Origin of the sequence: Allobosea lathyri (assembly GCF_900108245.1) — a bacterium.
Classification (GTDB): domain Bacteria; phylum Pseudomonadota; class Alphaproteobacteria; order Rhizobiales; family Beijerinckiaceae; genus Allobosea; species Allobosea lathyri.
The window spans coordinates 237,368-250,072 of record NZ_FNUY01000003.1; the positions used below are offsets into that span (position 1 = coordinate 237,368).

At 66.4% G+C, this 12,705-nt stretch carries 11 protein-coding genes; 3 read left to right on the forward strand and 8 right to left on the reverse strand.

Annotated elements, in window-relative coordinates; all coding sequences use genetic code 11:
• Positions 1 to 387, forward strand: coding sequence for a hypothetical protein (locus tag C4S73_RS27890; RefSeq protein ID WP_146071306.1), 387 nt, complete (start codon positions 1 to 3; stop codon positions 385 to 387).
• Positions 388 to 425: 38 nt separating this feature from the next.
• On the opposite strand, the gene C4S73_RS08685 is transcribed toward C4S73_RS27890, so the two are convergent.
• The 5 genes from C4S73_RS08685 to C4S73_RS08705 all read right to left on the reverse strand — a co-directional run bounded on the left by C4S73_RS08685 (position 426) and on the right by C4S73_RS08705 (position 7,454).
• Positions 426 to 2,972, reverse strand: a complete 2,547-nt coding sequence (locus tag C4S73_RS08685) for a cytochrome c oxidase subunit I (RefSeq protein ID WP_103872093.1) — start codon at positions 2,970 to 2,972, stop codon at positions 426 to 428.
• Positions 2,969 to 3,946, reverse strand: coding sequence for a cytochrome c oxidase subunit II (gene coxB / locus C4S73_RS08690; protein ID WP_103872094.1), 978 nt, complete (start codon positions 3,944 to 3,946; stop codon positions 2,969 to 2,971). The genes C4S73_RS08685 and coxB overlap by 4 nt, the downstream gene beginning before the upstream one ends.
• Positions 3,943 to 5,106, reverse strand: a complete 1,164-nt coding sequence (locus C4S73_RS08695; protein WP_160115700.1) for a c-type cytochrome — start codon at positions 5,104 to 5,106, stop codon at positions 3,943 to 3,945. Before C4S73_RS08695 ends, coxB begins: the two co-directional genes overlap by 4 nt.
• Positions 5,084 to 5,731 (reverse strand): cytochrome c oxidase assembly protein, encoded by a 648-nt coding sequence (locus C4S73_RS08700; protein ID WP_160115701.1) that lies wholly within the window; start codon positions 5,729 to 5,731, stop codon positions 5,084 to 5,086. Before C4S73_RS08700 ends, C4S73_RS08695 begins: the two co-directional genes overlap by 23 nt.
• Before the next feature lie 451 nt (positions 5,732 to 6,182).
• Positions 6,183 to 7,454 carry a DUF763 domain-containing protein gene (locus tag C4S73_RS08705; protein WP_103872423.1) on the reverse strand — a complete coding sequence of 424 codons (1,272 nt, stop codon included), beginning with the start codon at positions 7,452 to 7,454 and terminating at the stop codon, positions 6,183 to 6,185.
• A gap of 248 nt (positions 7,455 to 7,702) precedes the next feature.
• Here C4S73_RS08705 and C4S73_RS08710 point away from each other — a divergent pair, with 248 nt between their 5' ends.
• The gene (locus tag C4S73_RS08710) at positions 7,703 to 7,891 is read left to right on the forward strand and encodes a DUF3008 family protein (RefSeq protein ID WP_103872424.1); all 189 of its coding nucleotides are present in this window, start codon (positions 7,703 to 7,705) and stop codon (positions 7,889 to 7,891) included.
• A gap of 162 nt (positions 7,892 to 8,053) precedes the next feature.
• A complete protein-coding gene (locus tag C4S73_RS28985) occupies positions 8,054 to 8,233 on the forward strand; it encodes a hypothetical protein (protein WP_342210568.1) in 180 nt (59 codons plus the stop codon).
• A gap of 258 nt (positions 8,234 to 8,491) precedes the next feature.
• Here C4S73_RS28985 and ggt read toward each other — a convergent pair whose 3' ends face one another.
• The 3 genes from ggt to C4S73_RS08730 all read right to left on the reverse strand — a co-directional run bounded on the left by ggt (position 8,492) and on the right by C4S73_RS08730 (position 12,619).
• Positions 8,492 to 10,087: a gamma-glutamyltransferase gene (gene ggt, locus C4S73_RS08720; RefSeq protein WP_103872098.1), complete on the reverse strand. Its 1,596-nt coding sequence runs from the start codon at positions 10,085 to 10,087 to the stop codon at positions 8,492 to 8,494.
• A gap of 116 nt (positions 10,088 to 10,203) precedes the next feature.
• Positions 10,204 to 11,787 carry an ABC transporter substrate-binding protein gene (locus C4S73_RS08725; RefSeq protein ID WP_103872099.1) on the reverse strand — a complete coding sequence of 528 codons (1,584 nt, stop codon included), beginning with the start codon at positions 11,785 to 11,787 and terminating at the stop codon, positions 10,204 to 10,206.
• Between the two features lie 109 nt (positions 11,788 to 11,896).
• Positions 11,897 to 12,619 carry a GntR family transcriptional regulator gene (locus tag C4S73_RS08730; RefSeq protein ID WP_103872425.1) on the reverse strand — a complete coding sequence of 241 codons (723 nt, stop codon included), beginning with the start codon at positions 12,617 to 12,619 and terminating at the stop codon, positions 11,897 to 11,899.
• Positions 12,620 to 12,705 lie beyond the last annotated feature (86 nt).

Genomic DNA, 12,705 nt, shown 5'->3' on the forward strand with positions numbered 1-12,705 from the left:
ATGTTTCCCCAGGATGCGTCGGTGATGCCTACATGCGAGGAACTAGGCGGCGATGTGATGGTTCCCGTTCCAAGCGCCAACTGCACCGGGCAGTCCAATGCCCTATCGGCAGGCCGGCAGCGCGAGGCCGGCTGTGGTCACAAGCAGGATCGCAACGAGAGACAGGCCACCCAGCGTCAATGCGGCTCGCGCGAGGAAGCCGTCCACCCCCTCTACGCGAAGGCGCGGCCGCTGTCGGCGGCCGTGGACGACAAGCGCCGCGACTGCGGTGACGGTTGCGGCGGCGATGGCAAATCCATGCCAGTGCCCGATGGCGGCCCGACAGAAAAGCGACTCCAAAGTGTAGACGATAAGGAAGTGCGCGGCCCAGATCATCGGGCCCAGTAACGCCGATACAGCATTTCCGACAGAAATGGGCCTATGCATCATGACGCGACCATCCGCGGAAAGCCGTGCGTGAGCAGCAGGCCGAACAGGCTCTGGCCAATCGCGTAGGCCCAAAACAGGGACAGGTTGTCGAACACTACGCGCCGGACCGCTGTCAGGCGTCCGGCGAGCGCGCGGGCGATGGCAAATCCAGCCATCACCACGACAGGTCCGGCGATCTGCAATTGCAGCGCCACGTTGGCATAAACCATCGCCGCATAGCCGCTGGCCTGGGGCCGCAGGCCGCTGCGCCAATGGGACAGGCCATCGAGCGCCAGCCCCGCCAGCAGGGCCAGGACACCGAGCCCGATCAGAATGCAGAGGCCGGCTTGGGGCACGTCTTTGCGGCTCAGCAGGCGATGCGCACCAAGCAGCAGCATGCCGCTGATCGCGAAGGCCGCCAATGGGCCGAGCGGCGACCATGGCGATGGCAGCGCGGAAGCTTGCGGCCAGGTCTGCGGCGAGACGGTCCAGAGATAGAGGTAGCCGAAGAGGTAGGAGAGATAGAGCGCGGCGGCGACCAGCATCAGGATCACCATCGCCCACCAGCTGTGCGAGAGCGTACCGGAGGCATAGGTCGGCAGGACGATGCCTCCGCCGATGTCGACGGGCTCGGTCGGTGCAGGATCGCTGTCCCACATCCAGGCGAGGATCGAGATCACCGCAAGCAGGCCGCAGATCGAGGCCAACGTCACCGCCTTGACGGTCAGCAGCAGGAAGAAGCCGGCGGTGAAGACGGCCGCCGAAAGATGCGCCCAGCCGGGACCGCTCAGGCGCATCAGATATTGCGGCTCCGCCTCGACGGGCGAGGTTACGATGGTCTCTCGCGCACCGGTCGCCGTGCCCGGCAAGTAGTAGCGGCCGGCCTCGACCTTGCCGGCGAGGCCGGCCTGGTTCCATAGCGGCTCGCGGCTGGCGATGCGCGGAATACTGCGCAGGCCGAAACTGTGGTTCGGCACCCAATCCAGCGTGCCGCCACCCCAGGCGTCGCCGACCGGCCCGCCACGGGTGAGGCGCAGGTTGCGGGCGACATCGATCAGGAAGACGAGCACGCCCGATGCAAGGAGGAAGGCCCCGACCGTCGAGACGAGGTTCAGCCTGTCCCAGCCCATGCCGGCGGGATAGGTGTAGACCCGGCGCGGCATGCCGATCAGCCCCGTGATGTGCATGGGCAGGAAGGCGAGGTTGAAGCCTGCGAAAATCAGTCCGAAAGCCCATTTTCCGAGATACTCGGAGAGGCGTCGCGTGCTGAAGGCCGGCGTCCAGTAGTAGATCGCCGCAAATAGCGGGAAGACCATGCCGCCGAACAGCACGTAGTGCAGATGCGCGACGACGAAATAACTGTCATGGGCCTGCCGGTCGAACGGCACCATCGCCACCATCACGCCGGTGAGCCCGCCGAGCGTGAAGATCAGCAGGAAGCCGATGACGAAGAGCGAGGCGACCGTGATCCTGAGCCGGCCGGTCGCGATGGTCGCGATCCAGGCGAAGATCTGGATGCCGCTGGGGATCGCCACCGCCATGCTCGCTGCCGAGAAGAAACCGAGCGACCGGGCCGGAATGCCGGTCGTGAACATGTGGTGGACCCACAGCCCGAAGGAGAAGAAGCCTACCGCGATCAGCGCCACCACGATCAGCCGATAGCCGACGAGCGGCGTGCCCGTCATGGTCGGCACGATCATGGAGACCATGCCGGCAGCCGGCAGGAAGATGATGTAGACCTCCGGGTGGCCGAAGAACCAGAACAGGTGCTGCCAGAGCAGCGGGTCACCGCCGCGCTCGGCGATGAAGAACGGCCAGTCGAAAGCCCGCTCGAGTTCCAGCAGGATGGTCGCGAGGATCACCGCAGGGAAGGCGAAGACGATCATTCCGGCGAAGATCAGCATGGTCCAGGCAAAGATCGGCATTCGTGCCAGCGTCATGCCCGGCGCACGGGTGCGAAGCACGCCGACGATGATCTCGATCGCCCCGGCGATCGCCGAGATCTCGATGAAACCGATGCCCAGCAGCCACCAGTCGGCGCCGACGCCGGGCGAGAACCGCTGGCCGGTCAAGGGCGGGTACATGAACCAGCCGCCGGACGGCGCGACACCAAAGAACAGCGTGCAGAAGAAAATGGTCCCGCCGACGAAATAGGCCCAGAAGGCGAAGGCGCCGAGCCGCGGGAACGGCATGTCGCGCGCACCCAGCATCTGCGGCAGCAGGAGCACTCCTGCCGCCTCGACGGCGGGCACCGCGAACAGAAACATCATCACCGTGCCATGCATGGTGAAGATCTGGTTGTAGGTCTCCTGCGACAGGACATCATTGCCCGGCGAGGCGAGCTGCAGCCGGATCAGCAACCCCAGCACGCCGGCCGCCAGAAAGAACAGGAAGGCGGTGGCGATGTAGAAGTAGCCTATGATCGTGTTGTTGACGTCGCTGACGATGCGCCAGCCTCTGGGCCCGGCCCAGACGGCTTCGAGTGCTTCGCGCTCGCCCTCGGGCCGCGGCAGTTCGTTCGGCAAGACCTGCTCGTCAGCCGATGCATTCCGTTCCGATGTCATTTCAGGCTCACGAGATACATCACCAGCGCTCCAAGTTCGTCGTCGGAGAATATCTTGAACTCCGGCATCAGATTGCCGGGCTTGATCGCCTGTCCGCTCGCGATGAAGCGGGCGAGGTTTTCGGGAGTGTTGGGCACCGTCGCGGCAGCCAGGAAGCGCCGCGCGCCCACGCGAGACAAATCGGGCCCGACGACGCCCGAGGCCTGCGTGCCGCGCACCGTGTGGCAAGCGCCGCAGCCGGCGGATTCGAACAGCGCGCGTCCTCGCTCGTGGCGGTCGCCTGTAGGTGTCGCCGCGCCGGCTGCGAGCCAGGCCTCGAACTCTCCGTCCGGCAGCGCCACGATCTCCATCGCCATCAGCGCATGCGGGCCGCCGCAATACTCGGCACATTGGCCGCGATAGATGCCGGGTCTTTCGGCCTTGAGCCTGAGCGTATTGGTGCGGCCCGGGATCATGTCGAGCTTGCCCCCCAGGCTCGGCACCCAGAATGAATGGATGACATCGGCCGAGCGCAGCACGACATCGATTTCGCGTCCGACTGGTATCCGGAGTTCATTCGCCTCCGCGATGGCGGTGCCGTTGCGGCCGGCATAGGCGACGCGCCACCACCATTGCTCGCCGGTGACCTCGATGCGCAGCGTGCCGGGTTGATCTGTAGCGATCGTGCCGCGCATCAGCCAGACGCCATAGCCGAGCAGGACGGTCAACGTCACGACCGGGAAGGCAATGCCGCCGAGCTTGATCGCCTTGTCGGAGCCCAACACGCGACGCGAGCGTTCCGAGCCCCTGATCCCCAGATATAGCGCGATGCCGACGATCAGCAGGATCATGGCCGCGCCGGCAAACAGGATCCAGGTCAGCAGGGCGACGCGCCTGGCCTCGTCGCCGGCCGGCGCCAGCGCCGACTGCATCTCGCTACAGCCCGACAGCGCGAATGTGCCGGCGGCGATGTAAGGGAGGGAGCGACGGATCATCGTTCGCTCTCGCCGGCCGTCGGTGTTGAAGGCGACAGGCTGGCGAAATAGACGGCGAGGTCGCCGGCCTGCTCGCGGCTCAGGCGGCGCGCGATCGGCGCCATGATCTTGGCGGTCGGGCTGCTGTCGTTCAGTCCGGTGCGCCAGACGCTCAATTGGCTTTCGAGATAACGCGCCGGCTGTCCCGCCAGCCGCGGATAGGTCGCTATCGCCTGGGGGCCGTGACAGCTCAGGCAGGCAGGGACGCCGCGCGACGGAATGCCCTCGCGCGCCAGCGCCGCCCCACGTTCGAGCGCGGCAGATCCGGCGGACGCCGTGTCGCGGATCGCAAGCGGCGGGAGCCCGGCATAGTAGGCCGCGAGCTCATCCATTGCGCGATCCGGCAGGCCGGCCACCGCTGTCTGCATCACTCCGCTCGGGCGCTCGCCAGCCGCATAGGCCTTGAGCGCACCGAGGATCACCGGCTTGGGCTGGCCGTGAAGGGTCGGCACGAGCTTGCTCGGCGGTGCCTCTTTCGCTCCGTGGCAGCGTGCGCAGGCTCCGACTGCGTCGGCGTCGGCCTGACCGGTCGCGATCTCGCCGCCGCTTTGCGGCTCGACATCGACTTCGCCCATGGCCAGTGCGCGATAACTCCCGCGCTCTAGGGTCGGCAGGCGGCGCAGGAAGGCGACCAACGCCCAGATCTCATCATCGCGTTCCAGCGCGGGCCAGCTGGGCATCCCGGCGTATTTCAATCCGTGTTTGACGATCCAGAACAACTCGCCGTCGCTCCAGAGGCCGACCTTCTCCGACAGATCTGGCGGCGGTGGCAGCATGCCGGCCGCTACCGGGCTGATCGGTGTGCCAGGCGCGCCATGGCAATAGGCGCAGCCGCCGTGGAAATGGCCGGCGCCCAGCCGGATGAGGTCGGGATCGTCCGGCCGTGGGAGAGCCATGTCCGGCGCGCGCGCCCTGACCGAATTCTCCATGCCGAAGCGCAGGATATGATCGACGATGCGAAAATGGCCTGTACTGGCCGCGACGTTGTAGACGCCTAGCCAGGCGAACAGCGTTGCCCCGGCAATGCCAGCCGAGACGAGCGCGAGCACGGCGCCGATCACTCGGCGCCAGCTGGCGAACAGCCACCAGCTCGCGAACCTAGCGCGACCGAGCAGCGACATCGGCATCCACCTCCAGGGAATCCACCTCCAAGGCACTCATCTCCGAGGCACTCATCTCCGGACCTTGGCCGAGGTCGAGACGCGCCAGCATCTGCGCGGCCAGAATGACGCCCGCGACGAGATAGCTCAGCGGGCAGGCCGTGATCATCAGCAGGCCAGCGAGCTGCTGATCCGCCAGCGTGGAGGGGCCCGTCGTGCACAATGCCAGCGCGAGGCCGGGCAGCCCGTAGAGATCGCGCGGCGCGGAGATCAGGAGCACGCCGAGAAGGCAGGCGAACTTGCCCGTCAACATTAAGGCGGCGAGCGAGCGCCATCCCGACGACGCTCCAACCGCGATCACCGCGCGCCAGAACGCGACCGCAGAGACCGCCAGCAGGATGAGCAGAGCAAGTTGGAATATGGCCGAGCCTGCCGTCGCCTGCTGCACGGCCGGTGCGTGCCAGGCCCAGAGCAGCAGAATCTGCAGCAGCCCGGCCTTCCAGATCATGTGGGGCGCGCCCGGTCTGAAGCGCCCCGCAAACAGCAGCGCAGCGAGGGGAGCCAGCAGGTTCATCAAGGCCAGATGCTGCAGCATCTGCAGCGAAAGCGGGCCGATCTCGACCAGTGCGACCGTTACGACCCCCAACACCAGGACCAGGGCGCAGCTCGTCAGGACGGCAGCTGATCCGTCCGTTCTGGCTCCGCTTTCGTGCTGAACGAGAATGCGTTCCAAACCCACTTCCCCCATTTCGCCAACGAGCGGAGAGCGCCGGGGTTCCGCAGGCAGTGCGGCAAAGGGCGAGCATCGCGAATAAATGCCTCGGCCTCACGTCAGGATCCGGTTGGCTCGCGCCTCCCACCGCAAGGAGACATCATCCGGCGTTGCCGCCTCGGTGTTGAGCCTTGCAGCCTGAAACAGCCAGGTAGCGTTGCCGGGAGACGCCGGCTACAGCCCGATCCCACGCTGCCCAATCTCCAAATCGTCGTGGTTTCCGACGATCAAGATGGCCGACGTGACCGGGTGGAAGGAGGGTGAGAAGCCGGTTGCCGCGAATCGCGGAGGGAGGGAGCTGGAAAGCCTTGGGACATGCGAAGGCTCAGGGCTTCACCGCGGCTGCCGAGGCGACCTCGGGCTCCCCTTGCTCCCAGCCAAAGATGCTCCGGCCCCCATACTCCGCCGACCGTCGGCGTTCCTCGGTCACATATTCGCCCAGTGTCGGGCCCGTGGCGACACGCTCCAGCCGGCGGCTCTCGCGGTCGAGCCGGGAGATCGCGGCGAGACGATCGTCCTGGCCCAGCTTTGCCCGATCGACCGCGGATCGCAGCACGGCAATGGTCTGATCGTAGACCTTGGTGGGTACGGCGAAGGGTTGCCGGTCCTTACCGCCATGGGCAAGCGAGAAGCGCGCCGGATCGGCGAAGCGGCACGGCGCGCCATGGACCACCTCGGCCACCATCGCAAGCGAGCGCACGGTGCGCGCCCCGACGCCAGGCACGAGCAGCAGCTCCGAGAAATCGGCCGGAGCTCTGTCGGCCGCAGCTGCGAGCGCCCCGTGAAGTCGCCGCGCGATCACGTCCTTGGGCCGGACGTCGTGATGGGCCGGCATGACCAGATGGGGCAGGGCGAGTTGCGCGGGCGATAGCGCCGGCGGGGCACGGTCGCGCTCCAGCGCCGCGAACTCCTTGACGATGGCATCTGGACCGATTTCCCGCAGCATCGTGATCTGGCCGTCGCGGGACGGTTTCGCGCGTGCATCGGTGAGATTGATGATGCGGCCCTGGTTCTGGCCATCGATTGCGGCATGGGGTGTCTCGACGAAGCTCGCGAGCCCCTCCGACTGCCAGTGATAGCGCCGAGCGAGTCCACCATCGCCATTCATGCCCTGCTGCACGACGACCCATTGTCCGTCATCGGTGACGATGAAGCCGTGGAGATAGAGATCGAAACCGTCCTGCACAGCGGCGCTGTCGACCTTGGCGACGAGGCGACTTGCTTTGGCCAACGCGTGCCCATCGAAGCCGACCCTGGCGCCGATCCGCTCCAGTTCTGCGGGCGTATGCCGGGAATGGCTGCCACGTCCGCCGCAGACATGCAGGCCGAGCTCGCCGGAGAGCGGCGCCAGCCCGCGTTTGAGAGCGCCGATGACGCTCGTGGTGATGCCCGAGGAGTGCCAATCCATGCCCATCACCGCCCCAAAAGACTGGAACCAGAAAGGGTGGGCCAGACGTCGCAGCAGCTCGTCGCGGCCATAGTGATGGATGATCGCTTCGCAGATGACAGCGCCGAGACGCGTCATGCGCTGGGCAAGCCAGGCGGGCACGCGGCCGTAATGCAATGGCAGATCGGCACTGCCGGAGCGACGCGTCACGCCGGGTCCTCGCGAACGAAACAGGAACTCAACATATAGCGCAACCAGGCGGATGCTGCAAAGGAGCATGCTCGGACTGTCGCTCGTCGGCCGCGGATGGCCTCACCGCTCTCGAATTCTTTGGTTTGGCCGCAACGTACCGACCCGCCGGCGCGAAGGCTCGATAAAGCCGATCCGTGGGGAACGCTTGGGCAAGTCGATGGTTTAAACGATGTCGCTTGGAAGCGACCTTTTGCAAGGAGACGGTCATGCCGGCGAAATCAGCAGCTCAGCAAAAGGCGGCAGGCGCCGCCCTGGCCGCCAAGCGCGGCGACATCAAGAAAAGCGAACTCAAAGGCGCTTCAAAATCGATGGAGAAATCGATGAGTGAACGCGAACTCGACGAACTCGCCTCGACCAAGCGCAAGGGCAAGCCCGAGCATGTGTCGAAGTCGTGAGCCTCGCCTCGGTCACGGCGGCATCTGAATAGCATGTCGGATGGCGCAAGGGAGCTTCGTCTCGCCTTCAAGCGTATCGAGCGCGAACTGCCGCATAGGCTGGCGTCTTGGATGCGGTGGTTGCGGCACCCTCAATCGCGCTGGGTCAGACTGCCGGCGGGGATGGTGCTGATCGTCGGCGGCGTCTTCTCGATCCTGCCGTTTCTGGGGCTATGGATGCTGCCGCTTGGCTTGATGCTGATCGCTGCTGACGTGCCCATGCTGCGGCGGCCGATGGCTCGGCTGATCATGTGGGCCGCCGATCACCTCGATCGCTATCGCATGCGGCGGTCAAAGCGATAGCCGTAGCGGCTCTGCAGGCGGCGCAGAAATACCGTTCATGCGCTTGTTCCGAGGGGAGCGACGGTTCCTTCACTCCCCGCGGCCATCGCCTGGCGGCTCGCAGATAATGTCCGACCCCCAACGGAGTCAGCAGTTCACCCGCGATGGTGAGGTGCTCTAGACCGTCGGACCGGATATCGTATCCGGCCCGACGATCTAGCTCTTTGTTTTTGCATCGGCTTTTCCCGAAAACCGCATCTCACTTTTCCGGCCGATGCTCTAAATGCCGATGGCGCAGCCGTCCTTGCGTGGGTCGGAACCGCCGAGCAGCGTGCCGTTCTCCCAATCGATCCAGATCGCCTGCGCTCCACCGATCGGCGTCTTGGGCGGCTGGACCTTGAAGCCACGGCTTTCCAGCGCAGCGCCGCAGCGCTCGCGCAGCCGGCCCTCGACCTCGACGGTCGCCGTGCCCGGCAGCGGGAACAGGCGGGGGAGGTCGATGGCGCTCTGCAGATCGAGGCCGTGATCGAACAGTTTTGCCAGGAAATGGGCGTGGCCCATCGCCTGATAATGGCCGCCCATCACGCCGAAGGAGAGGCAGACCCTGCCGTTCTCGGCGACCATGGCCGGGATGATCGTGTGCATCGGGCGCTTGCGCGGGCCGATGGCGTTGGGGTGCCCCTGTTCGAGCACGAAGCTCTGGCCGCGATTGTGGAAGAGCACGCCGGATTTCGGCGTCATCAATCCGCTGCCATAGGGATGGAACACGGAGTTGATGAAGCTGACCGCATTGCGCTGCTTGTCGACCACCGAGATATAGACGGTGTCGCGATGCTCGGCGCCGCCGGTCAGCGCCGGCAGCGGCGCGGTCGCCTTGGCGGGGTCGATGCGGGCCGCCAGCTCGTCGGCGAGAGCGTCGGAGAGCAGGTAGTCGACGGGGACGTGGCTGACCGACATGTCGGCGACGAACTGGTCGCGCGCTGCGTAGGCCAGACGCGTCGCCTCGATTTCGATGTGCAGGTTCTCTACCGCCAGAGGATCGGGCGTCGGCGTGAAGCGTTCGAGGATCTTCATGATCATCAGCGCGACGATGCCCTGGCCGTTGGGCGGAATCTCATAGACCGTGCGGCCACGGAACTGCGTGCTGATCGGGGTGACATATTCTCCCTCGGCAGCGGCGAAATCCTCGCGCGTGTGCAGGCCGCCTGCCGCCTTGAGATAGTCGGCCATCTCGGCGGCGATCTCGCCGCGATAGAAGGCGTCCGGCCCCTCGCGGCCGATAGCCTCCAGCGTTGCCGCCAGGCCGGGCTGGTATTGCAAGGTGCCGGCTGCCGGCGGCTGGCCCGCGACGAGGAAGGTCGCGGCGGCGTTGGGGTCCTGCCGCAGCAATTCGCGCTGATTGGCGAGGTCGTAGGCGACGCGCGGCGTCAGCGGATAGCCGTCGCGCGCGAGCGCGATGGCGGGCGCGAGAATCTCGGCCAGCGACATGCGCCCGTGATCCTCGACCAGCCGTGCCCAGGCCTCGACAGCGCCGGGCACGGTGACGGCGTGAGGCGAATGCCGCTCGATCGAGGTGATGCCGGCCTCACGATACCATTGCGCGGTTGCGGCGGCGGGCGTGCGGCCGGAGCCGTTATAGCCCCTGATCTCGGTGCTGCCTTCGCGCGAGATCAGGGCGAAGCAATCGCCGCCGATCCCTGTCGAGCCGGCCTCGACGACGGATTGCACGGCGCAGGCCGCGATGGCGGCGTCGACCGCGTTGCCGCCGGCGCGCAGCACATCGATGGCTGCGAGCGTCGACGTCGGGTGGGAGGTCGCGGCCATGGCGTCGCGGCCGATGGCGAGGGAACGTCCGGGAAGCTCGAAGTCACGCATGGCAGGGCTGGTCCAGTTTGTCCGCCGCGTGCTGCGGCGGGTGGGGGATTATCATGGGAGGGCCCGGAAGACAGCGCGCTGTCCTCCGGGCCGGCTGTCGTCAACCCTTGCGGGGATTAGTTCTTGCGGAGGTTGGTGAAGACGGGGACGCCGTTCAGCATGCCGGTGAGGGTCTTGCGGTAGGCGACGGGCTGGAAATACTGCCCGGCGGGGACATAGGGCACGTCCTGCATAGCCTGAAGCTGGATCTCCTGCGCGATCGCCTTCTGCTGTGCGACATCGCCTGTCTCGAGCCAGCGGGCGCGCAGCGCCTCGATTGCAGGGCTTTCGGGCCAGCCCGGTCCACCCTTGGCGCCATTGCCGCGCATGGGCGAGTTGGTGGCGGGTGTGCCGAGGTCGAGCCCGGACCAGTAGGTTACGTAGCAGCTCCAGCCCCCTTCCTCGACGGGGCGGCGATTGGTGATGCGCTGGAGCACGGTGCCCCAGTCGGCCGCGACGAAATCGACGTTGGCACCGATCTTCTTCAGCATGTCGGCGGCGACTTCGCAGACCATGGCGATGCGCGGCACGTCCTGGCCCGATAGCAGGACGATGCGCTCACCCTTGTAGCCGGCCTCGATCAGCTCCTGCTTCAGCTTGGCGTAGTCCTTGGGCGCCTTCAGTGCCTCGATGCCGGCTTCCGACGCCATCGCGGAGTTGCTGGGGAAGAAGCCCATGCTGGTCCTGACCACCTCGGGATCGCCGCCGCAGACCGCGTTCATGCAGTCCTGCTGGTCGAGCGCTCTGAGGATGACACGCCGGATCGCCGGGTTGTTGAACGGCGCCTGGGTATGGTTCAGCCTGAGCTGGCCGGCCATGCCGGAGGGGTCCTTGATCGCGACGACGATGTCGGGGTTCTTGCGCAGGGTGGGCAGCAGGTCGATCAGGGGCTGCTCGACCCAGTCGACCGCGCCGGTCTGAAGCGCCGAAATGGCGGTTGCCGGATCCGGCATGACCTGGAACTCGATCCTGTCGAGATAGGGCGTGCGCGGGCCGGCCATGAAGCTCGGCGTTCCCGCTGAGCGCGGCACATAGCCTTCATGCCGGGCATAGACATGGCGGGCGCCCGGGATGCGCTCCTGCGGGACATAGCGGAACGGGCCGCTGCCGATCACTTCGGGGATCTGCTTGAACGGATCGGTCTCCGCCAGCCGCTGCGGCATGATCGCGGCAACGAGCGCGCTTGGCCGTGCCAGCGCAGCCGGCAGTAGCGGAAACGGCTTGCTGAGCCGGAAGACGATGGTGCGATCGTCGGGCGCCGAAATCTCGTCGGTCACTGCCATCAGCGACTGGCCGAAGGTGTCGCGCACGCCCCAGCGCTTGATCGAGGCGACCGCGTCGCGCGCCAGCACCTTGCTCCCATCGTGGAAGACGAGGCCGGGACGCAGCGTCAGCGTCCAGCGCTTGCCGTCATCGTCGACGACATGGCCCTCGACCATCTGCGGCTGCGGCTGCAGGCTTTCGTCCAGTCCGTAGAGCGTGTCCCAGACCAGCAATGCATGGGTGCGGGTCGAGTAGCCGGTCGTCCAGATCGGGTCGATGATCGCGACATCGGAATAGGGCACGAAGCGCAGGACCTTGTTGTCCTGCGCGCGCGCGATATTGGGCGCGGGCAGGAGTGCCGCAGCCGCGGAAGCTTTCAGAAACTGACGCCGATCCATTCGTATTCCCCTGTTTGATTGTCTGGTTGTCTCAATGGCGTCCGGCCTCTTCGGGCCTGTTCGCCGCTGATCTGGTTTTGGGCCCGTGCGCGTGGCCCAGGCCGCATGGTCACGGCAGATGGAGCGAGGCGGGTGCCGCCTGGCCGGTGCGACGCGGCGTCCCGTTCAGCAGATTGCCGGCGCGCAGGAATTCGGCGAGGCGCGGCGCCGTGCGCATGACGTGATCGCGCATCGTGATTTCCGCGAGGGCAGCGTCGCCCGTTCTCATCGCCTCGACGACGACATGCTGCGTCTTGGTGGCGGTCAGCGGCCTGTCGACGTGATGGAGCCAGACGCGCATATAGGGCTCGATCGCGATGTGCAGGGCCGAGATCTGCTTGACCAGCTTCGGCCGCCCGCTCAGCCCGCAGATATATTCGTGAAAGGCCTGGTGGTGCGCGAGCCAGTCGCCGCCGCCGGCTTCGCCGCTGCGCTCCATCCGCAGGAGAAACATGTCGAGCTCGGCCAGGACGCCTGCGTCGACACGCGGCATGGCCAAGCGGACCGCCAGCCCCTCCAGCACCGAGCGCATCTCGAAGGTCTCGAAGATCTCGTCGATCGTCAGGCCGGACACGACGCAGCCGCGGTTGGGCCGGATCACCACGAGCCCTTCATTGGCGAGCCGCTGGAAGGCTTCGCGCACCGGCATGCGGCTCATCGCCAGCTCCTGCGCGATCGTCTCGGGGATCAGGCGCACGCCCGGCTGAAAACGGCCGCTGCGGATGGCGTGGAGGATGGCGATATAGGCCTCGTCCTGGGCCGTGGCGACTGAGGCGTTACGTCCAAAGCTCATGTCGGCGGCTCCTGACGAGAGCCCGCGAAACAGGTCGCAGGCCATCATCTGCATCACTGGATACAGTGATGCAGATGATGTGAGGG